Below are 22980 nucleotides of genomic sequence, written 5' to 3' on the forward strand. Positions count from 1 at the left end.
AACTTCCTTTTATAGACTGTACATCTAACTTACAGCGTTAAATTATTGTCTTCTATCATTTTTTGTAAAATTTGTGCTTCTAATGCACTGCTACTGTCACCTTGATACAGATCGTCGTACGTGACATCAGCTAGCAAGATGTTTTGTTGAACGTCTTCGTCACCATTAGGTTTAATAGAAATGGTCACACCTTCACCAGATTCTTCTAAATCTAGATATTGTGTTGCCCCTAGCCCTGTATTAAGCCCTAGGCTTCCCAAAATACCCGAGAGGTCAATTGCATCAGTATCTGGAGACGCATCAAAATCTTGAATCACATCGTAGCTTGGTGCTTCTGCACTCCCTAAGCCTGAAGAGGCGAACACAAAATTATCTGAGCCCGTCCCGCCAATCAGCAGGTCGTTATCATCTGTCGCGGTAATCGTAGAATCCCCTTCAGCGACAAACTCAATCGATACGGTTTGGGGTAACCCGACCGCTTGGTTATTGCCTATCTCTGCAGACGGCTCTATCGTTAGGTCAAATTGATCACCACTGTTGTAGCCCCCGGTAATCGCTAGGTTAGGCACATCTGCCAAGTCCACCACATATTGACCATCGACCATAGAGCCGTGTGAGAACGTCAAACCTGCGGGAATATCATGAATTGTAATGAAGCCCACTTCTGAATCAGCAGGGTTTACAAGAGAAAGGTCTAAACCAAGAGGAATAGTGCCACTTGCTTCTGCCACGATCGAAGAATATTCAACGCTCAATAACGGTGCATCAGGCTCTGGTGTGATAATAAGCGTCATGTCTTGCGAGCTCGGGTCACCCGTGTCGACCACTAACTCACCGAGTACCGTATTTTGATCAACCGTTCGGCCGGTAATCGTAATATCGAGGTTACCAAACGCATCGCCTGCAAAGAATTCGAGCTCATCAACAGAACTTGCTTTAACGAGGATCGTCGCCTGTATGATGCCACCAACACTGGTGAAAGAACTGGTTTCTGATCCAATTCGAATTCGGTCTAACCCAACTAACCCTGATGGGTCCGAAGTTCCATTCACTGTTACCGTAATTGCTAAAAACTCATCACTGTTAGTTTCAAAGCTATTGGCATCAAGAGGAATCACGATGCCATCATCTTCACTTCCAGTGAGCTGTTCAGGTAAATCGAAGAACTCAACTTTGTCACCTATAGGGTTAACACCTACAGTAAATTCAGATTGTGTATAACGGATATCCGTCGTACCAATTTCTTGAGTAATCGCCTCTAGAGACAGATTAATGTCACCACTAAAGTCTCTTGGTGGCAGAATGACTAGATTAGATAACTGACTTGGATCTAACTGCCACTCATAGGTAGGGTTTCCATCGAAGGTACCGCCATCAGCACCATTGTTTGGAACCAACTCATAGTTGTCTCCGATTTTAATCGCGACAACTGCGCCTTCAGGAACTCCCTTCAACGAAAGCGACATGTTTTCAGAACCATCTTGGTCAATCAGCTCCGCGCTGAGTGATGACAATGAAATGTAGTTATCTTCGTCTCCGATAATATCTTCTGTTATCAAGTTCGCCGCGTCAGCGACTGGCTCAACGGTGATAGTCACCACAGTCGTTTTATCTTGCGTATCCGTTTCTGTTACGCAATCCGCTTTGTCGGTAATATTTGCTGTCACAGTGAGGGTAATTTCACCACTGTAATGCTCAGGTGGCGTTACCAACACATCACTCAAGCGGCTAGGATCCGTTACCGTCCAAGTACCATTGCCGTTATCAACCAACAAGCCAGTATCAGCAGGACTCTCCGATAGCGTACCGCCATTTGATACCGTAATCGTCAGAGAGTTAACGGTTTCTTTACCAGTAGCGCTATTACCTTCACCCGTAATTAACTGACCATCTTCAACGCTATCGCCAAGAACGAGTTCGAGATTAAGGTCTGTCGCGATATCTTCTTGGATTGTTGTCGAATCTGTAGCCACGGTAATGTCATCCACGACTGGTAACACCTGAATGCTAATCGTCTGTTGTGTTGTTACGGTGTCGCCGTTACACGGTGAGGTTTCAATCGTCTCTATCGTGAAATCAATACATCCAGCGAAATCCTCATCCAATCCAGTTAACGTTAGCTTCGAGAGACCATCGGCAGTAATCGAGTAACCAACAACTTCGCCAGACGCGTCATATTCAGCAATAACGCCATCTCCAGAAATCTCAACGCCCTCAGGAAGCGAATCAGCAGGGATGTAGAAAGAAATCGAGTTATCTGGATCACTGGCGACATTAGTATTGAGCAAGCCAGTAAGGTCGATATCTTCCCCTTCTGGTGTCTTAATCTCACCATCCGGTTGAATCGGGCTTGGTGGACCTACAGGGTCACAAGTACCGCCACCGCCGTCATGGCCAGTGATCTGAATTTGGAATGAAGTATCTATATACTTTGAATCTTCTCCATCGATAACACGAGCACGCACCACAATATCTAAAACAGGTGTATCGCTTGGGCTAGAGATCGTCATACCGCTCAAGATCTCTTGCGCCAACTCTTGAATAGAGTCACTCGTCAGGCCATTGGCAGAGATAATCCAGTTTCCTGAAACATCTTGAGCGGCTCCGTTGGGGTGATCGACAATCAGCGAATAGCCATCAGGCACATCGATCAAGATATAATCTAAGTACTCTGAGCCATCCATATCTGCGTCAACAAAAGTAACCGCATCCGACACGTTGACTGGAGAACCGTCATCACTGAGGTATAGCTGACCAGAACTTTCCAAACGAGTATCTGACTCAACCCTCGCATCAACAGTGACACTGATTGAACCAGAGATATCTTTTACATCAGTCGCGCCTGTTGGCGATGTATCGGTAACTTCATAGGTAATTGGGATCGAAAATGTACCGCTCAAATCTTCAGTAGCGGTGACTGACAGTCTTCCGCTACTTAAAAGCTCGGACAGTGTTGGCGTCGTAGAGTCTAATAAACTTTCTAAATCTAACCCTGAAAGCGGCACATCAATAACACTACCATCAAAATAAAGAGTCAGATCAGCAGGAAGACTGTCAATCACATACCCCGTTAAAGACTCACTCCCATCCACATCTTGATTCACTGATGGCTCTAGATTCAATCCAATTTGACTGTCTTCAATACCTTGAGTGCTGACTGTTTGACCATCTTCTTGATCAACAACGGGCGCTAACTCTACTTTCAACGTCATCGGGAACTCACCCGAATCACCATCAGGCTCTGTTGAAATAGCAATAACAGTTAGCTCTAACTCGCCACTGAAATCAGTAACAGGCTTGAGGTATAGGTCATTCAGTTGAGCGTTAGAGACTTGGAATACTGGCCCTGTTACATCATCAACATACGCGATCGTTAGTGACACTGGCTCACCCAATGAATCCACTAGCAAGGTGCCATCAGGAATATTGGTCAGGAGTATATTGATCTCTTCTGAAACGTCGTCATCAGAAGTTTGAACCACAAAATCAAGTCGAATCAAACCATCTTCATTGAGAACAGATTGATTGCTGATGACTTTAGTATCACTGTCATATTCCCAGTGAGCATTACCACCATCGACAACGATCGGCTCATCGACGACACCCTTCAGGAAAATATTGATGGTTTGGGTGTCGCTAAGTGCGGTGATATTAACAGGGTCAAGTGAATCAACCGTCGATTCTGTGGCTACCGCAGTTACCTTGATAAACAGATCTTCAGTAAACGAACTGATGTCTTCTTTTGGTAGCAGATAAGCCACACCATTCTCGATGGCCTCCGCAGATACTAAATAAGTGTTAGGGCCAATTAGGTCAAACAATCCGCCTTGAATAGACCAACCATCTTGCACTTCGATTTGGTAGCTTAGAGATTCAGAACCGTCGGTATCAGTTAGCGATCCATCAATCACGTTCTTGAGGAAGATGGTTTCATCTTCTAGGCCTTTGTAGTCCTTAACAGATACATGTGGAGTATCAGCATCCGGCGAAATCTCGACAACGACGGTATTAACAATATCGGCCGTTTTATCATCGGGGTCAGCGAAGGTGTTTCCCGCTTCGGTTGCAATCGCAGTGATATCAAACTCGAATCGACCCGCAAGGTTTTCATCGGCTCTAATTTCCATCTTATCGATTTGAGCTTGGGTATACTCTTTGCCCTCTTTAACCGCGTTACCGTTCAAGGTGATATTAAGCCCATCTGGAATGCCACTAATGGTGTAAGACAATTCTTCAGATGTGTCTTGGTCAACCAACTGAGCGGTGATATCCAATTTAATTGGGTCTGCGTCATCTTCTACGGATTGGTAGGTAAATACAGAATCTGACCAATCCGGCGCATCTGCCACGGGTAAAACAGAAACAGCAACGTCAGCGGTCAACTCTTTTGGAACCGTGTCAGTACTAATGATCGCGTTGATCGCTAGAATAACCGTTGAGGTCGTATTCGATTCATGAAGTGCTGGTCGATAAGTCAACTGGCCATTCGGGCCGGTAAACTGACTGTCAATCGCTGTTAACTGATTGCCTGAAAGCGTCACCTTGCCATCAACCACTTGAAGCAATACGCCATCTAAATACAGGCTACCGCCTTGCAAAGAATCTTCTGAGAATTCAATAGCAGCAACAGTTTCGCTTTGGTCCACGTCTCCAGTAGAAACACTCACAACAATAATGGCGTCGTTATCTTCTGTGGTTTCTGAATCTTCATAACGAATAAAGCCTTCGTTATCATCCAGTATGAGCTCCGCGTTACTTACCACTTCATCGCCGTCGGCATCTCGCACCAAATAATCAATATCATCGACGATCTTAGGATCGGCAGGATTGGTCGTTACATTGGGATTCGTGGTTAGTTGATAGCTACCATCAGGTGAAAGGGTAAATTGGCCGTATACGCTACCACTGTCAAAATCGTTGATTAGATCAATGGTTATTGGAGTATCAGCATCCACAAAGGTGTAGGTAGTACCGCGATAATCGAAACTTACAATAGTTGCTCCATCGGCACCTGCGAACTCTTCGGTTAGGAACTGTCCATTGAGGTCATCACCCTCAACCATTTCAATAGAACCGCTTCGTGAAGTTGGAATGGCATCCGTGACATTAACTATATAAATGGCAGGATCAGAACTGTCTCCATCCGCATCGTTGACTGTCAGTTCGAAATTGAGGGCTAGATTATTCTCTCCATCAGCATTTGCATGATCAAGAGGTGCATATAGGTTGAACTCTGTTGTGCCATCGTTGTTAAAACGAATTCGGAAGATATCGTTACCCGACGAATCTTGAGCGTAATACCAACCATCGGCATTCACTTCTTGCAAGGATATCGCTCGCCCGCCACTGCTATAACCAAGCGCATCAAAAGCAGCGGTATTAATTGACACTGATGCTATATCATCTGAGCCTTGGATAATTGATATCGATGGACTCGGCTCTTCAGTACCAGGTTGTTCATTGTCACCAATGAGGCCATCTTCATCGACAGATATACTACCTACAATTGAGAATGCAGGGTCCTTACCGTCGTATATTTTGATGTCGGATTCTTGAGTTGAACGCGAACCATCAGAATCAATAACAACCACTGTGGTCGGTATATTTAATTCAGTATCTTTTAGCCCTGTACCGTGGTCAATGGAGCGATATAGATCAATCTCAACAGCAACCGTTCCGGAGGCATTGGCTTCGAGGAAATAATCAGAAGGTAGGCGAATCTGAAGAATGACATCGCCATTACTCAATATCGCATCAAAACTACCATTGCCGTTATCTCTCCAGGATAAAGCCTCACCATTGTGCGTAACCGCTTCACCATCACCATCTAAAACAGCCTGACCGTTTGTCACATCAATACCAAGATAGACGATCGGGTCATGAGAAGCTGTTATATCTAAGTTCACCACTGCACTTTGTTTTACGCCGTCAGGAGTGGTATTTGCGATAGGGTTTTCAGATAGTTCAACAGTTCCACTTCCAATAAACGGTTCACCACCGTCAGTAATAGAGATGTTAAGGTCTAGTTTGGTTTCATCATTATCTGAATCGCGAGCAGTAACGGTAAAAGGAAGAGAATCCGTACCATTGGTTTGATCTAAGCCTTTATAAAGAGTGAAGACATAATCCACACTGCTGTCTACATCACCGGATGCGGGCGCGGCAAAACTCACAGTAAAGGCAACATCGCCACCCACTACTGGCCCTGCATAGCCAGTCAAAACGGTGCCGTCATCAGAGACAGTGTAATAAATCTGTTCACCGCCGCTGAAGAGCTGAGGTTGATCTGCTAAATCAAAGTACACACTGTCTAGGTAGTCACTACCAATCCCAACACTGAAGGAGCCCGTGCTGCTCACTTCACCGACAGGAGTATTACTTAAATCCGATTCGGTGACAGCCGCATTCGAATCAAGAACTAAGCTCGGATCGTCACCGTCTTCGATTACCCATGAAATCTGGCCGCTTTCTAAAGCAGTACCATCGGTATCAGTACCAACAATATTTAATGGAATAGTCAGTAAGTCGCTAGTGAGTACATGATCTAACGGACGCTCAATAACCAATACAATATCGGCAAGTACATTATTCCCGTCGACGGTTGTCGTCATTGAAAACGAGAACACATCATCATCACCTTGCTTAGCTGTAATAGTACGACCATCTGCGCTTAACGTATAAGTAAGTGCCGTGGAGTCACCACCTGAAGTAATACCTAACGCTTCTAGTTGCGCTACGGTCTCTGCGCTGAATGTTATAGAGTCGGGGTCAGGGTTATCCGAACCGCCTAATACAGTAAATTGAGCATTGATAGTTTGTGCGCCAGATGTAACGTCAACTTCTACCACTGTTTTAGAGCTATCTGTTATCTGCCCTGCTGCGCCGTCCGTAATATCAATGGTCGCCGTCGCAGAGCCAAAATCACCACTAGAGTCAGCGGCAACGTAATTGAAGGTAACGGTATGTTCTTGGTTATGATCTAGATTTCGATTTGCTTCAAAGGTCCACTGTCCATTGGCAAATACGGTCAATACCCCATCCCCGGTATTAAACACCGCAGGAGTTGCACCTGAAATGTCTTTACTGATTCCCCCTACTTCGACGCTACTAATCGTCAGTGCGGTATCAAGGTCAATGTCATTACTGAGAACGTTGCCTGACGATGTTTCATCTTCAACCATCGAGTATGACTCGCCGAACAACAAAGGCTCGGAATCTAAAATCGTAATTGGTAGTTCACCTAAAACTAGCTCAGTAGTTCCATCATCATCTATTTGAAGTCCTTCGATAACAATCGAAGTTTGAAGTAACTCTTCACCAGCCTGTTGGTCAACCGCTTGGTAAAAGGAGATCTCAACGGTATCTCCAACAATCTTAGCTTCGAAAACCAGTGTTCCATCGGTTCGTGTTGCTTTGAGCACTTGGCCGTCAGACTCTAATGCAATAGCGATAGATTGACCTTGAGACGTCACTCCCTCGGCAGAGACTTGGTTTGCACTAAAAGCGAACTCGTCAGCAAACTGAATATTGATGTCAGCGACTTGGGTTTGATCTCCGAAAATCCCGACCGTGCTTTCAGAAAATGAGACTGAACCTGGCAGTATAATACTTGGCATGTCATCGCTGACTTCATTACCAATCGAGTTAACAACTCTCGCATCTATAATCCATTCAGTAGATGGATCTAAGCTAGAGACATCAATATTCTCGACTAGCCAGCCACCTGACGCATCCACGACTCCAACAAAAGTCAGTATTTGAGTACCGTCATTGATCTCGATGTAAACAGGTAAGCCTTCGGAGACATCGGTTGTCCCCTGCATGATGGTTAAGTCACCACTACGGAAATCCAAGATGCTGAAACCAGACAAGGTATCAATATCAATAACAGGCGGTACGGTATTAATTTGCGCTGTGTTGTCAGTCCCCTTAGCTTCATTACCCGCAATATCAACGGTAACCGCCTCTACGGTAATGCTACCATCAGCAAATGCAGACAGGTCAACATCATCGATGCTCCAAGCACCCGCAATAACTGCTGTTTGTAACGTTATAGATTGATTATTGCTATCCGTAACTGTGACGGTAATAGGCTGTCCATTTTCTACATTTTGAACAACGCCTTGTAGACGAACAGATTGAACCTCTTCAGTGTTGAGTATATTATCGGCATCATCAAATTCTGCGGTGATACTGGCTAGCGTGTCTTTAACTATGGTGTCGCTAGAAGTGACCGTGTTTCCCGCAACATCCGTAACGCTAGCCTCTACGGTCAAAATCCCTTCTGCAAAACCCGAATAGTCTTGACCTGTCAGCGTCCAGTTTCCGCCAGCTACTGTGGTAGTATAAACTTGGGAGACATTAAGGCTATCGGTGATAGTAATAGTGATCGTTTGACCGTCTTCAACGTCCGCGACCGTTCCGACCAAGGCACCATTAGTAATTTCGGCTAAGTTGTAGTATTCATCATCTGATGCAGAGAAATCGACATCGATACTGATAAGCGTATCTTTGACTATGGTGTCACTTGAGGTTGCAGTATTGCCCGCAACGTCCGTAACTGTGGCTTCAACCGTCAAAGTGCCTTCCGCGAAATCAGAATAGTCCTGATCTGTTAGAGTCCAATTCCCCCCCGAAACCGTGGTTGAATATTCTACTGACGTACCAGCACTATCTGTGATGGTAATTGAAATCGTTTGGCCATCTTCCACATTGGCAACCGTACCAACTAAGACACCATCAACTACTTCAGATTGGTTATAGTACTCATCTCCAAAACCATCAAAATCAACATTGATGTCAGCTAAAGTATCTTTGACTATCGTGTCGCTGGAGATCGCGACATTCCCTGCAACGTCCGTAACCGTTGCCTGAACTGTTAAAATACCTTCAGAAAAAGAAGAGTAATCTTGACCTGTCAGTGTCCACGTACCACCAGACACAACCGTGGAATAATTAATAGAGGCGCCAGCGCTATCCGTTATAGTAATGAAAATGGTTTGCCCGTCATCAACATCAGCCACTGTTCCGACCAATGAGCCGTTGCTTACCTCTGCAAAGTTGTAAAACTCATCATCAGATGCGGAGAAATCGACATCAATACTGGCTAGAGTATCTTTGACGATCGTATCACTAGATGCTGCGGTATTACCTGCTTTATCAGTAACACTAGCTTCAACAGTTAATTCTCCTTCTGCAAAGCTAGAATAATCTTGTCCCGTAAGAGTCCAATTGCCACCTGACACGATTGTTGTATAAACTTGAGACACATTTAAGCTATCGGTTATCGTAATGGTAATTGTCTGACCGTCTTCAACATTTCCAACACTCCCGACTAATGCACCTGCATCTACTTCGGTTTGGTTGTAAAACTCGTCTCCAAAGCCATCAAAATCAACGTCTATATCAACCAACGTGTCTTTAACTATTGTGTCACTGGATGTCGCAGTATTTCCTGCGACATCGGTAACCGTCGCTTCTACTTTCAAGGTGCCTTCTGCAAAGGCTGAATAATCTTGACCAGTGAGAGTCCAAGTACCACCAGACACAACCGTGGAATAATCAACCGAGGTGCCAGCACTATCCGTAATAGTAATGAAAATGGTTTGCCCATCTTCAACATTTAGTACCGTTCCAACCAATGCGCCATTGCTCACTTCTGCTGAGTTGTAATACTCATCATCCGATGCAGAGAAATCGACGCCAATACTAACTAGTGTATCTTTGACGATGGTATCGCTAGATGTTGCTGTATTGCCCGCAACGTCCGTAACGCTTGCTTCAACCGTTAGCTCACCTTCAGCAAAACCTGAATAGTCTTGGCCAGTCAGAGTCCAAGTACCTCCAGACACAACCGTGGAATAATCAACCGATTTGCCACTAACATCGGTGATCGTAATGGATATAGTTTGACCATCTTCCACATTTGCCACAGTACCAACCAAGGCTCCATTAGATACTTCAGCTTGGTTATAAAACTCATCATCAGAGGCAGAAAAATCAACACCAATGTTCACTAACGTGTCTTTGATAATTGTATCGGTAGAAGAAATAGTATTGCCTGCAACATCAGTCGTGCTAGCAACAACCGTCAACTCACCTTCGGCAAAGCCAGAATAATCTTGGTCTTTCAGGCTCCAAAAATTACCAGAAACAACTGTGGTATAGTCAACAGATAAACCATTGCTATCTGTAATCTTAATATCAATAGCTTGGCCGTCTTCGACATTGAAGATCGCTCCAATCAGAGCACCTTTGCCAACTTCATTTTCGTTATAATAGTTATCACCAAATCCATCAAATCGAACGAGAATCCGGTCAATCGTATCTTTTTCTATGGTATCCGTTGCTGTGGTAGGGTTTCCGGCAATATCTATGGTGCTTGCAACAACAGTGAGTTCACCTTCGGCGAAATTGGAATAATCTTGGTTTTCGAGCGTCCAGCTATTTCCTGAGACTACCGTTGAGTAACTCACAGATAAGCCGTTACTGTCTGTAATCGTTATTGAAATAGTCTGTCCATCTTCAACATTGACTACAGTACCAACTAATGCGCCATTCTCTACTTCAAACTTGTTATAAAACTCATCACCAAAGCCATCGAAGTCAACCTCAATGTTGGCTAATGTGTCTTTGATTGTGGAATCGTTAGCTGTAATGCTATTGCCAAAATCATCAGCAATGACCGCGTCGACTTAGAGATCACCCTCTTCCAATGAAGAAAGGTCGACCCCATTGACGACATACGTTTCATCGTTTGTGATGGCTGTGGTGGTTACTGTGTTTCCGTTAACATCAGTGATGGTCAGAACAATGGTACGCCCGTCTCGAACATCCACAGCCGTGCCCGTAATCGTGACACTTGGTACTTCAAACTGATTTTCGTAACCGTCTCCACCATCCAAAATATCAACGGTTAATAGTGCACTAGGTAACAGAATATCAAGGTTACCCTCATTCGAGGTTGTATCTTCGTCGGCATATTCTGCAGGACGCGTATCAAAACCCGCCTCAGCGAGCGTTTCATCTAAGGTGGAACGAACATAAGCAATAAAAGAGGCGCTGGAACTAGGTTGATCATTTACTGAGTTAGGCTGTTGAGGTGCGCTTTCAATGTTGTTGACGAGTTCGGTGACCACCTTTTCCAACTGTTGTTCAACTGCGGCGATTTGTGGTTCGGTTAGGGGCTGAGCCTCTTGTAAATTCTGAGGTTCAATGCTGACGACTTGCACGCCTTCAACTTTTGGCTGCGTAGCAGGTAATTGAAGCCAAGTCCCATCAGGGAATACTTGCCACACAACACCACCAACTTCGATATATAAAATAGGATCCATCCTAAACCTCTTCCTTACAAAAACGCTGACCTTGAGAACATCAATTTACTCAATAAAAAGCCGGAGAAATCAGCACACTCTCTTTAGTTAATACTAGCAAACAACAAATCATTAACAGTTAATTAATTATCACTAATACGCTGTAAAGTAAACCGATAGGTTGTGACTTGCATTCAGTTATATCTATCGTCACAAAATACATTCAATGAATGTGTCATAATGTTGAAATTACTGGTTAGTTTTCAAGGAATGTCATGACTGCAACGAACTATCTCAACCAATTGAATCAAAAGTATCTTGCGACTCATAAAGCGAAAGAAGACTTCTTTTGGGATACATATATGGGGATCAGTGACGACCACGATGGCTCGACACTCGCACAGACTCAGTGGACGGAATTTCTTAGCTCTGCCGAACAGATTACTGCTATCGAAACGCAACTTGCTGCTATCGATGAAATTCAAGATCCCCTAGAAAAAGAGAGTACGCTAACAGGCTTGAATGGTTGGTTAGCGACCTTTAGATCTCACGCTATTGAGTCTGAGCAGTCACAGAAGCTTAAAGCCGACCTCATAAAATTTGAGGCTGAACTGTTTGAGAAAAAACAGAATCATGTGATGACTTACGTAAATGAAACAGGCGATGAAACAGAAGGGTCACTGCCCGTTTTAGGTTCAGCCGTTAGAAGTAATGGTAATGAACAAGTTAGGCTTTCTGCACATCAAGCACTATTAGATTTAGAGCAATGGCTGCTGGCTAACGGCTTTATTGAGCTGATCAAAAAACGTAACCAATTTGCTCAATCACTGGGGTTCAAAACCTTCTTTGATTACTCGGTGGTTAAAACCGAACAGATGACGACAGAACAACTGTTTACGATTCTTGACGACTTCGAAGCACGTACACGCGATAACCATCAGCAAAGTCTAACCAATTTGGCTGAGCAGAAAGGCGAGAATGCACTTCAAGCCCATAACTTTACCTACTCTTTTTCAGGTGACGTTATGAATGATCTTGATCCTTATGTTCCATTCTCAAAGTCACTTCGACGCTGGATCGAATCTTTTGGTCGCCTAAACATCGAATACTCTCAAGCGACATTAAAATTGGATCTGCTTGATCGCAAAGGTAAGTACCCTAATGGCTTCTGCCATGGCCCTATCCCTTCTTTCTACGATCAAGACACATGGGTAGCTGCTCAAGTTAACTTCACGAGCAACGCAAAGCCCGATCAAGTTGGCAGCGGTTATGATGGTATCAACACGCTATTTCACGAGGGCGGCCACGCAGCGCATTTTGCTAACGTGAAAATGAACGCGCCTTGTTTCTCCCAAGAATTTGCACCAACCTCGATGGCTTATGCCGAAACGCAATCCATGTTCTGTGATAGCTTGTTGAACGACGCCGATTGGCTCAAACAATACGCGCTTAATGCAGATGGCCAAGCAGTACCTGATGAGTTAATCAAAGCAATCATCGATAACAAACAACCCTTCAGAGCCTATCAAGAACGCAGCATTTTAGTGGTTCCATATTTCGAGCGAGCCCTGTACGAATTAGCTGATGAAGACCTCACGCCTGAAAAAATCACGGCACTTGCTCGTAGCAGTGAAAAGGCAATTCTTGGATTGTCTTGCAGCCCTCGTCCACTGATGGCGATCCCTCACTTATTGTCTGATGAAGCATCTTGCTCATACCAAGGTTATCTATTGGCTCATATGGCGGTGTATCAAACACGAGCTTATTTCACCGACAAGTTTGGTTACTTAACAGATAACCCAGAGATCGGGCCTTTGTTGGCGAAACACTATTGGCATAAAGGCAATAGCGTGAACCATAACGGTACAATCGAAAGCCTGACTGGGGAAGGTTTTAATGCCAAATATCTCGCTGACGAGTGTAACTTATCGCCAGAGGAGGCTTGGGCGATTGAGGAGCAAAAAATCAAACAGCTGTCGACAAGAGAACGTGCACCAGTCGCGGATTTGAATGCGAAGGTATCGATCGTTGATGGAGCAACTGAATTAGCGAATAATGCAAAGTCGAATGACCAAATGTGTGATGATTTTGAGCACTTTATTATTGAGCAATACGGTCGATAGATTGAGTTTTAATGCTAATGAAAAAGGCAAAAATGAGTAGTGACATAACTCATTTTTGCCCCATTTCTTTTTAGAGCTTTTTCTCGCATTACACTTAACTATCCGTGTTTGACCTAATTTATCTAATACTTCATTATGTGTTTGGTTTGGTATAATTCTGGCCTATTGATAGTGCGAACCACGACTGTTTGTAAGGAGAGTTAAATGAGTTATGAAGCAAAAGTATTCAATGTAATGATCGCTTCACCAGGCGATGTATCATCTGAGCGAGCAATCATTCGGGATGTCATATATGAATGGAATGCTGTTCATTCTGAATCCAGAAATATTGTTTTATTACCAGTCGGTTGGGAAACCCACTCTTCACCAGAAATGGGTGGTCAAGCACAAGAAATAATCAACAATCAAGTGCTCGATAGATGTGACTTGTTGGTAGGTGTGTTTTGGACTCGGATTGGTACACCTACCACAGAATATGCCAGCGGAACCGTCGAAGAAATTGAAGAGCATATCAAATCAGCCAAACCCGCAATGCTTTATTTTTCCAGCCAGCCTGTGGCGCTTGATACTGTTGAGCCAGAGCAATATGCGCAATTAAAAGCATTTAAAGAGTCTTGTCAGAATAGAAGCTTGTACGAAAGCTATGATAGTCGTTCAAGCTTTAAAGATAAGTTTTATCGCCAGTTACAACTTAAGCTCAATCAACACCCACTATTTCAAACAACCTCTATTTCAACTCCTGTTGACGTTGTACAGTCCAAAACCCCATTACCACAGCTTTCCGATGAGTCCCAAATTCTTCTTAAAGAAGCCAGTCAAGACCGAAATGGGACGGTTATGCATTTGCGCCATCTCGGTGGAACTAACGTTCAAACCAATAGTAAGAATTTCATAGAGTCTAATGAACGTCGAGAAGTGGCTCGCTGGGAAGCCGCTATTGATGAGCTTGTATCGAAGGGCCTTCTTGTTGAAAGGGGTTATAAAGGCGAGATATTCGAAATTACCAATTTGGGATACCAAGTTGCTGATATGATTGAGCTATAAATATATACAAAACCCTCAACGTGAAGAATGCCATCTGTTAATGGCTAATTCATCTCTGCATTGATGAGTGGTGTACAGGGTTTGGCTGGTATGATGAAGTTTAGCTTGCAGATATCTGATACTGAGACCTACTTACCTTTGAGCTAACTGGTTTAATGTTGTCACACCTTTGTCATTAGTCTCCTGTAATTCGTCTGCATGTTTAGGTTAGCAGAGGCGGGGGGAGTCTAATTATCTGTTAGGCATCAGGAGTAGCATGAATTCAATTTTCGAAGAACTTAGTAAATATGAGGCTCTATATTCCAAAGAGTGCTTAGAAATGAAGCCATTCAACGACCGTATTCGTCGTCAATCGGAAAGGTGGATTGATAAACCAGCGGTTGATTTACCTAAGATCAAAATTAATTGGGATCTATCCGAAAGTAGTCAGCGCTTTAGCTTAGACCGATTTACAAAAGAGGCATTTTCAGACAAATATCCAAATGGTTTTGCTATTGGACGTTTGAGATTAGAGGAACTTGATCGGTGTCTGAGCAGTTTCAGCTATCGTAAAAAAGACAATATTTGGGATGGTGGCTCTAAAAGTAAGTTGGCGTTTTTAATTCAATACGCTTTAGAGGGGTATTCCATTTCCCCAATCCTAGTAAAACCAAACACTGAACAGAGTGTAATATTGTTTGGTGGACATCATCGCTATGCTTTGGCTAAAGCAACTGATTCAGATGTAGTACCAATTTGTGTTGAGTGGCAAAACGTACACGCAATTGGCGGATTACTCGATGTGAAGTGGGTAAATGTCTAACACACGACTATGCCACGGTTTTGCCTTACTCAGAGTAATCCGCAATTTACTAAATTAGCAGGGTCACTAACACGGAAATGTCCAATAGTTACTTAGGACAAACCAACATACTACAATAGGAAATTTTTCCGGCTTAGTTATTCGTTATCTTCACTCAATGCAAATTTGATCTCGTCTGAAGAGAACCCCTTTCGACTTAGCATCGCGTAAGCCTTAGAGCGTTCTTTATGATCGTTTAGGTCATAAGACTTCTTCTGCAACTGTTCTAAACACGAAGAATAGAAATCTAGCTGCTCTTCATTAATCAATCGGTCGATGAGCGATGACAGTTCACTTGTGTCGATTTGTCGTTGTCTAAGTTCTTGCTGAATGGCAGTCAGTCCCTTGCCTTTACGAGCGTACTTGAGCACCTCTTTTTCCAAGTCGGCTTTCTCGGCCTTAATTTGAATGTTACTTTTCAGTTGATGCGCTTGTGGGTGCTGGTCAATCGCTACCTTAACTTGTTGATAGCTAAAGCCACGCTTTTGCAGTGTCGCAACCAGCTTTTCACGGCTCATGGTAAAGCTTGAATAGTAGTGGTTGATTCGGTCTATCAAGATGGTTTGTTCATCAATAGACTTTTCGAACGACACTTTATGGATTGCATCAGAAATCACTGAGTCGGTCAGCCCCTTCTTCTTCAGTTTTTCGACAATGTATCGAGAACCGAATTCACCAGAGAAAGCTTGTTCCACGAATTGTTCTGCAAACACTTGGTCAGACTTGAGATACCCGAAGCCTTTCAAAGTATTCAACGTTTCATCGATCCATTCTTGATTGTCGGTTTTCACTTTGAGCTTCGCCACTAACTCGCTTTCCGTCATGTCTCTCTGAGTTAAATGCCACATCGCAGAGTTCATAACACTTTCAATTCGCGTCGCTTTTCTTACCGTTGTATTTCTAGTATTCGTTTTTTGCTGTGAATCGTCCATTCGATTTCAACTTTCCAGATTAAGCCTACCCCATCATAACGTAATTCTAAGGTGGTTGAGTGACATAAAAGAATGAAGCTCAACATAAGCGGCAGCCAATAAAAATGGACGCTTGTTCAGCGTCCATTTGATATCACATTAAGAATGATGGCTCTAAGCCATGCTTAGCTTTTTCGTAATAGCTTTTCATACTAGATCTTTCGTTTAGTTCTCTTCGTGATTGTAAATATGTACATCTCGTTGAGGGAATGGAATCGTGATGCCTTCTTCATCGAAGCGTTTCTTCACGGTTTCCGTTACATCCCAGTACACATCCCAATAGTCATCAGTCTTAACCCAAGGTCGTACTACGAAATCAACAGAAGACGTATTCAAGGTATGAAGCTTGATCATATGCTCTGGTTTTTTCAACACTAGAGGGTGTGCAAGAATGATGTCGTTCAATACCGCTTTCGCTTTATCGATATCATCTGAATAACCAATACCGAAAACCATATCAACACGTCTTACACGTTCTGCCGTGATGTTGTTGATCACGTCACCCCAAATCTTGTTGTTTGGGATCACCAAGCGTTGGTTATCAATGGTTTGAACAGTCGTCGATACTAAGCTCATGTCTTTTACCGTGCCTTGCACGCCTGCCACTTTAACCATGTCACCGACGTCATAAGGACGGTAGATCAAGATCATCAAACCCGATGCAAAGTTAGATAGTGTGTCTTGCAATGCGAAACCAATGATGACACCGGCTACACCGAAACCAGTAAGAAGAGGTGCTAGCTCTATCCCTATTTGAGACAGTGCGATAAGCAAACCAATAAACACGACCGCTTTAGATGCGATGGATACAAAGAAGTCCTGCATCAATACACTGAAGTCCATTTTAGAGTGCGAAACACTCTTACGAACGGTTTTGCGAGCCACGTTAGCAATAAGGCGAGTTACATACAAAATACCGAGAAACAGAGCAAGTTTAACGATAAAAGAAGGGGTATTTTCAAAAGCCCATGAACTGAACGAACGAAGCCAACCATCCAACAGCTCCAGTGCAACATCAACATCCAACACATCGGCGTTAATGTCACCTGTCGTCGCTAGCAAAACACGTTTGTACGAAGTCACATCCACGCCAAACGGTTCCATTAGCGTGATGGTTTCTTCTAAGCTCGCGACCATAACGCTAGTTCGCTCACTGAAGCGTTCAAGCTCAGTTTTAATCGTCGCTTTCTCTTCTTCACTTACATAAGATAGCCGGCGTTCTAAATCTTGACGTTGTGTATCCGTGTATAGAATTGCATTAGTAAGATATTGAGAACGAGAAACAAGTGCCGTTTTGAGCTCACCTTCAGGAACAGCAACATCAACACCACGCTCTTTCGACCAATTTAAGGTCTTAGCAAGCTGCTGATAATAGACATCCATCATTCCGATTCGTTTTTGAATACGCAATTCAAGGCGTTTTTTAGCGTCACCTTCAGCTGAACGGTTTTCTTTACTCATTGAAACGATTTTAGTTTCATTCAACGACAGCAATTTTTGTAGCAGTTCGACCTGCTGAGCAAGAGTGACATCCAGCCCCTCTTTTTTATCTGACGATAGCTGTGAAAAAATCTCTTCGCGTAGGCCCTGATTCTTACGCCTTAAGATATCTTCAAGAAAGGGCTTCTCAGCATCATGCGCCGTTTCTAATGTTGCTAGATCGAGCATTAACTGATCTTGTACTTCTGCGATTTTCTCAACGCTCTGCGCATAACTTCCAAATGCGACAAACGCCAACATTAACAATAGACAACGCCAAACCTTCATCATATTAATTCCTATCACTGTCTAAATTGACCCTATAAATAGTAGTAAAAAGAATATGGATAACAAGCATTTAAACGTATGTTATGTTAAAAATTCGCAAATTATCAGCCTGCTTCTAATATTTGAGAGTTCCAATCCCCTCTTATGACCTGTAGAGTACGCATCCAACAAAGAACAACAGCCAATATCTTCATTCGAGCACAGCACTAAAGCGCCCTAAATACGATGTTGGCTCACAGCAAGAGAGCATAAAAATGAACAACGAACTTGATATTATTGAGTCTCTAGAAGAACTAGAGCAATTCCTAATTTCAGTGGAAGCTGGCGGTTTAGGCCTTGAAGGCGTTGAAGGTGTAGGCATGGCAACCAATAATTCAGATGGTCGTCACTTCGTTGCTGTATTCAATAGCAGCCATAAAGTTCTGCTTGCTCGCTGGATCACCAAAGAGGTGTTTGATAACGGTAAAGACTTGGTACGTAACGGCCCTCGCCGCACTCACTAAGCCTTTCCAATAGCACCAATGATTAAAGCCCAACACGTTCACTGACGATCTGTTGGGCTTTTTTGTATCGCCTGTCCCGTCCTGATAGTTAATAAACCACTCAATACAGAATAATTAGCGATAACTTTCAGTTGTTGTGAACTTTAGCTACAGCTCAATGTCGTATTCGCGTGAATTGGTGTTTATGCGTCTTTTATCGTGTATCTGCCGTTTCCCGCATTTATACATAGTTTCACTTTAACCATTTTATGACTTGTGGCACGAAGAGAACTTATCTAAGCTAACCACAATTCAATGAGCTTGCTTTAACGACTAACAGATTTGATTACTGACTAATTTGCTGAACACATCGCTACTTTTCTTATCCACACAGAACCGCCGACAAAAGCATTCGCTTTGGGCGCTCTTCCTTACCGGACTGGTTATCGTAACTTGTCTGGCGAGCACTCTGGCCGTCAAGAAAGTATCGTTATCTGCATCCGCTAATGGCCAATCAGTCCTAGTTGGCACACAAACTCATACAGAAACCAGTAATCCCCAAACCAACATCGCTTCTTCAGAAAAAATGGCTGCTCTATACGCCAGCGTTTTCGGCTTAGAAGCCTCAAAAATGTTAACGTCCCCCAATTCAAATTCATGCAGCCTAAGTTCGAAAATGCTGACCTTTGCCGCACCTAAAACGGGCTGGCTGATCCCTTTCGTTCTGATGATTGCTGTTGCATTCAACTTATCTCCGCACATCTCGAGATTATCCGGAGACAATCATCGCTCTACTCGACCGACAAAACACCGATTGCATCTAAAGCACTGTATATTTAGAGAGTAAATAACCGGGCTACTACACCCTTTTATTTATTTTTTGGAGATACATTTGTGTACAACACACTACTAACTAAGTTTGTCGATTCGTTGGCATTCTGCATGCGCACATGCGCAAAAGCTTTCGTCACTGCAATCTTAGTCATGACGTCATTTACCGCCCTGGCTCAAACCACGGGCTGGATAAGCGTGCCTGAGCATCCGCCAGTTAAAATGCGAATGATGTCGACGGGTGAACAGTCGGATGACGGCTCTAAGATCCAAACCGTGCTCGATGTCGTGCTCGACGGCGACTGGAAAACCTATTGGCGCAGCCCAGGCGAAGGTGGCATTCCGCCAAGCTGGGACTGGTCTGGTTCAACAAACATTGAGTCAGTAGAGTGGCACTGGCCGATACCTAAATACTACGAGCAGCTTGACGTCATGACGTTAGGCTACAAAAAACATGTCAGCTTTCCTGTCACTTTATCCCTGAAAGACAACACGAAGCCTGCGATATTCAGGGCATCGTTTACCTTTCCGTCGTGTACCAATATCTGTGTGTTAACCGATTACGATATCGAACTGCCGATTGACCCACAAACTTTAGCGCTCGATGAAGAAGCGATGTTCTTGTTCAACCAAGGCATGAGCCAATCTCCACGAGAAGCTAATCGCACTTCAGTCAATGGTCTATTTTGGGACAAGAGCAAGCAGCAACTGGTTACTCAGCTGACAAGTAAAAATGGCTGGGATAAGCCGATGGTGTTGATTGACGGGCAAGAAGTGATTGATGACTTCTTCTCTCAACCAAGCGTCCACATCACAGACAATACAATGACGGCCGTATTTGATGTGAGCAACTGGATAGGTGAAGTCGACTTAACGGACCGTAACGTGAGTGTCACCGTTTCAGACACTAATTTCGCCGAAGAGATGACGGCCAAAGTTGGCTCAGAACCGATCGCTTACCAAACAAGCAACAACGGCTTTTTGGCGATGATAGGCTTCGCTTTAATTGGTGGTTTGATCCTCAACATCATGCCATGTGTGTTGCCAGTCTTAGGAATGAAATTAAACAGCATCATTCAAAACCAAGGTGCATCTAATCGTCATATTCGACTCTCATTCTTAGCTTCTGCTTCAGGTGTCATTACATCATTTGCGCTGTTAGCCCTAGGTATGACCGCTCTAAAAATGGGTGGTAATGCAATTGGCTGGGGAATCCAGTTCCAAAATGTTTGGTTCATCGGGTTCATGCTGATCATCACTTTGCTGTTTTCGATTAACCTGCTTGGGTTATTCGAATTCAGACTACCATCAGGTTTAAACACCTGGATGGCAACCAAAGGCGATGACTCACATTCAGGCCACTTTGTTCAAGGCATGTTTGCAACGCTGTTAGCAACGCCGTGTAGCGCGCCATTCTTAGGAACCGCTGTCGCGTATGCACTTGGAGCAAGCTACCAAGAGTTATGGGCTATCTTCATCACGCTTGGTATCGGTATGAGTGCGCCTTGGTTGATCTTTGCGCTATTCCCAAGCCTAACCAAATTGCTTCCAAAGCCTGGGGCGTGGATGTTCAAAGTTAAGCTGGTATTTGGCTTAATGATGTTCATTACCAGCCTATGGCTAACAAGCCTCCTTAGCCCATTCATTGGTAAATTCCCAACTATCCTGCTGTCGCTATTTATCGTGATTTCAGTATTGATTTGGATTGGCCGTAAGTTGGGTCGCAAGGTGCTTATTCCTATCGTCGCAACCACAACCTTGGTGTTTGGTGCTGCATTGATCGTCGGTAGTGTCACCGCTGATAACTGGGCGACTCCGATTGTTGACGATCTCGCTTGGCAAAAGCTGGATGCGAAGCAAATCCCTCAGCTCGTTGATGAAGGCAAAACGGTGTTTGTTGATGTGACTGCTGATTGGTGTATCACTTGTAAAGCCAACAAGATCGGCGTCATCCTTCAAGACCCTGTCTACAGTCACCTACAGCAAGAAGACATTGTTTTGATGAAAGGTGATTGGACAACACCAAGTGAAAGTGTCACTCAATACTTACAAAGTAATGGGCGATTTGGTGTGCCATTTAATATCGTCTACGGCCCGAGCTATAAAAGCGGTATTCCACTGCCTGTCATTCTCAACAGTGACACTGTCGTTCAAGCCATCGACGCTGCGAGATAACTGATGAAGACTCCCAACAATGAAGATAAATCTAGCACGATTGAAGACGACGCTGTAAAGGGTGAGGCCAAAAAGCCAAGTCGTCTTAAGAAGTGGGGAAAGGAACTGGTTTCAATGATATTGATCGTTGGCGTGCTTTCATTTGCCATGGACTTTTATCACAGCAGAAGCATGCCTCAGGGCGATGCGATTCCAATTGTGGGTCAATCGCTCCAAGGCGAAGATATTGATGTTATCGAGCTAAGCAAAAATGGTAAGCCAGTCATTGTCTATTTTTGGGCGACTTGGTGTGGTGCCTGCAAATTTGTAAGCCCGACGGTTAATAGCTTCAGTGATTCCCATCAGGTGGTTTCGGTCGCTCTATCGTCTGGTCCAGACGAACGTGTCCAGCGCTACTTGGATGCAAAAGAGTATGACTTCCCTGTTATCAATGATCTTTCTGGGTCGATCAGCAGAAGTTGGGGCGTTAATGTCACGCCAAGTATTGTCATCATCAAAGATGGAAAGATTAGCAGTATCGCAACCGGCGTTACATCCCCTATCGGCCTGTGGTTAAGAACCTACTTTGCCTAAATCGCTCACAAAGAAAAACAGAGCAAAGCTAAGTGAATAAACCGACTCAGCCAGTTTAACAAACAATATTAATGTGAGCGCAACCTAATAAGCGCTCACGATTATCACGAATTTGAGAAAAGACAATATGAAAAAGCATCTGATAAGCGCACTGATTATAGGCTCATTAATGAGTACTAATGCCTTCGCAGAATTAAACAAAGAACAAACTCAACAACTTGAAGAAATTAATCAATTCCTGAAGGAAAATCCATCGACGATCTCTGGATTGCATACCAGTTTAGAGCAGTACGTAGCAGGTCAAGAGCAAACGAAAAAAGCCCAAGCGGAAAGCCATGATTGGTTATACAACAATGACGCCCACCCAATCACGGGCAATCCGGATGGCAAATCGGTCATCATTAACTTTACCGACTATAACTGCCCTTACTGTAAGCGCTTGGAAAAAGGCTTGGTTCAATTAGCCTCTGAAAACAGCGACATTAAAGTGATCAACGTGTACTTATCGTTTAAGCAGCAACAGGTTTCGGGGCTAGACACCAACGCGGCGCTATACGCGATGAAAGTATGGAAAGATAACCCAGAAGCATTCCCTGAAGTTGATAGATTGCTGATGGCGAAAAGCGGTATTCACTCGAAAAGCTCACTAGAAGCCGTTGCCAAGAAGACGGGAACAGAGGCGGAACTAAAAACAACTCAAGAACAAAACCAGGTTCTAACCACTAACCATCAAACGTTCAGTGCACTCGGCTTAACGGGCACTCCAACCATGATGATGAACGGAAATGTTTTACCAGGATATGTGCCTTATGACCGATTAAAAGAGATCGTGGACGACGCTTTTTAATCGACTGTAGATAG

12 protein-coding genes are annotated in these 22980 nt (G+C 43.8%); 7 read left to right on the forward strand and 5 right to left on the reverse strand.

Features of this window, described 5'->3' with window-relative positions; genetic code table 11:
• Positions 1 to 29: 29 nt before the first annotated feature.
• Together AB4623_RS11915 and AB4623_RS11920 are read right to left on the reverse strand one after the other, a co-directional pair.
• Entirely contained in the window at positions 30 to 10475 is a 10446-nt protein-coding gene (locus AB4623_RS11915; protein WP_408063736.1) for an Ig-like domain-containing protein, read from the reverse strand.
• A 219-nt stretch (positions 10476 to 10694) separates the two neighbouring features.
• The gene (locus tag AB4623_RS11920) at positions 10695 to 11333 is read right to left on the reverse strand and encodes a hypothetical protein (RefSeq protein ID WP_372146453.1); all 639 of its coding nucleotides are present in this window, start codon (positions 11331 to 11333) and stop codon (positions 10695 to 10697) included.
• Between the two features lie 254 nt (positions 11334 to 11587).
• Here AB4623_RS11920 and AB4623_RS11925 point away from each other — a divergent pair, with 254 nt between their 5' ends.
• The 3 genes from AB4623_RS11925 (at position 11588) to AB4623_RS11935 (ending at position 15281) form a co-directional block, all read left to right on the forward strand.
• Positions 11588 to 13435, forward strand: a complete 1848-nt coding sequence (locus AB4623_RS11925) for a M3 family metallopeptidase (protein WP_372146454.1) — start codon at positions 11588 to 11590, stop codon at positions 13433 to 13435.
• Positions 13436 to 13639: 204 nt separating this feature from the next.
• Positions 13640 to 14479 carry a DUF4062 domain-containing protein gene (locus AB4623_RS11930; protein ID WP_102582597.1) on the forward strand — a complete coding sequence of 280 codons (840 nt, stop codon included), beginning with the start codon at positions 13640 to 13642 and terminating at the stop codon, positions 14477 to 14479.
• A gap of 256 nt (positions 14480 to 14735) precedes the next feature.
• Positions 14736 to 15281, forward strand: a complete 546-nt coding sequence (locus tag AB4623_RS11935; RefSeq protein WP_372146456.1) for a hypothetical protein — start codon at positions 14736 to 14738, stop codon at positions 15279 to 15281.
• 137 nt (positions 15282 to 15418) lie between these two features.
• Here the strand turns inward: AB4623_RS11935 and AB4623_RS11940 are convergent, their stop codons facing one another.
• A complete protein-coding gene (locus AB4623_RS11940) occupies positions 15419 to 16252 on the reverse strand; it encodes a RecX family transcriptional regulator (RefSeq protein ID WP_372146458.1) in 834 nt (277 codons plus the stop codon).
• A gap of 204 nt (positions 16253 to 16456) precedes the next feature.
• Positions 16457 to 18061: a mechanosensitive ion channel family protein gene (locus AB4623_RS11945; protein WP_017064335.1), complete on the reverse strand. Its 1605-nt coding sequence runs from the start codon at positions 18059 to 18061 to the stop codon at positions 16457 to 16459.
• A 251-nt stretch (positions 18062 to 18312) separates the two neighbouring features.
• Between AB4623_RS11945 and AB4623_RS11950 the strand changes: the two genes are divergently transcribed.
• Entirely contained in the window at positions 18313 to 18561 is a 249-nt protein-coding gene (locus AB4623_RS11950) for a hypothetical protein (protein WP_017062732.1), read from the forward strand.
• 516 nt (positions 18562 to 19077) lie between these two features.
• Here AB4623_RS11950 and AB4623_RS11955 read toward each other — a convergent pair.
• Complete coding sequence (locus tag AB4623_RS11955) at positions 19078 to 19287, reverse strand: hypothetical protein (protein WP_371722397.1); 210 nt, start codon at positions 19285 to 19287, stop codon at positions 19078 to 19080.
• A gap of 195 nt (positions 19288 to 19482) precedes the next feature.
• Here AB4623_RS11955 and AB4623_RS11960 point away from each other — a divergent pair, with 195 nt between their 5' ends.
• The 3 genes from AB4623_RS11960 to AB4623_RS11970 all read left to right on the forward strand — a co-directional run bounded on the left by AB4623_RS11960 (position 19483) and on the right by AB4623_RS11970 (position 22966).
• Positions 19483 to 21546: a protein-disulfide reductase DsbD family protein gene (locus tag AB4623_RS11960; RefSeq protein ID WP_372146476.1), complete on the forward strand. Its 2064-nt coding sequence runs from the start codon at positions 19483 to 19485 to the stop codon at positions 21544 to 21546.
• Between the two features lie 3 nt (positions 21547 to 21549).
• Positions 21550 to 22119 carry a protein disulfide oxidoreductase gene (locus AB4623_RS11965; RefSeq protein ID WP_372146460.1) on the forward strand — a complete coding sequence of 190 codons (570 nt, stop codon included), beginning with the start codon at positions 21550 to 21552 and terminating at the stop codon, positions 22117 to 22119.
• Positions 22120 to 22246: 127 nt separating this feature from the next.
• Positions 22247 to 22966 carry a DsbA family protein gene (locus AB4623_RS11970; RefSeq protein WP_372146462.1) on the forward strand — a complete coding sequence of 240 codons (720 nt, stop codon included), beginning with the start codon at positions 22247 to 22249 and terminating at the stop codon, positions 22964 to 22966.
• The last annotated feature ends 14 nt before the right edge of the window (positions 22967 to 22980 follow it).

It is taken from the genome of Vibrio sp. 10N.222.52.C12, from assembly GCF_041474215.1.
GTDB classification, from domain to species: domain Bacteria; phylum Pseudomonadota; class Gammaproteobacteria; order Enterobacterales; family Vibrionaceae; genus Vibrio; species Vibrio crassostreae_C.

Bases quoted from the DNA above. Each gene is read 5' to 3' on its own strand.
- AB4623_RS11925 (WP_372146454.1), top strand. From the start codon at position 11,588: ATGACTGCAACGAACTATCTCAACCAATTGAATCAAAAGTATCTTGCG.
- AB4623_RS11950 (WP_017062732.1), top strand. From the start codon at position 18,313: ATGAACAACGAACTTGATATTATTGAGTCTCTAGAAGAACTAGAGCAA.
- AB4623_RS11965 (WP_372146460.1), top strand. From the start codon at position 21,550: ATGAAGACTCCCAACAATGAAGATAAATCTAGCACGATTGAAGACGAC.
- AB4623_RS11945 (WP_017064335.1), bottom strand. From the start codon at position 18,061: ATGATGAAGGTTTGGCGTTGTCTATTGTTAATGTTGGCGTTTGTCGCA.
- AB4623_RS11960 (WP_372146476.1), top strand. From the start codon at position 19,483: ATGCGCACATGCGCAAAAGCTTTCGTCACTGCAATCTTAGTCATGACG.
- AB4623_RS11920 (WP_372146453.1), bottom strand. From the start codon at position 11,333: ATGGATCCTATTTTATATATCGAAGTTGGTGGTGTTGTGTGGCAAGTA.
- AB4623_RS11930 (WP_102582597.1), top strand. From the start codon at position 13,640: ATGAGTTATGAAGCAAAAGTATTCAATGTAATGATCGCTTCACCAGGC.
- AB4623_RS11935 (WP_372146456.1), top strand. From the start codon at position 14,736: ATGAATTCAATTTTCGAAGAACTTAGTAAATATGAGGCTCTATATTCC.
- AB4623_RS11970 (WP_372146462.1), top strand. From the start codon at position 22,247: ATGAAAAAGCATCTGATAAGCGCACTGATTATAGGCTCATTAATGAGT.
- AB4623_RS11940 (WP_372146458.1), bottom strand. From the start codon at position 16,252: ATGGACGATTCACAGCAAAAAACGAATACTAGAAATACAACGGTAAGA.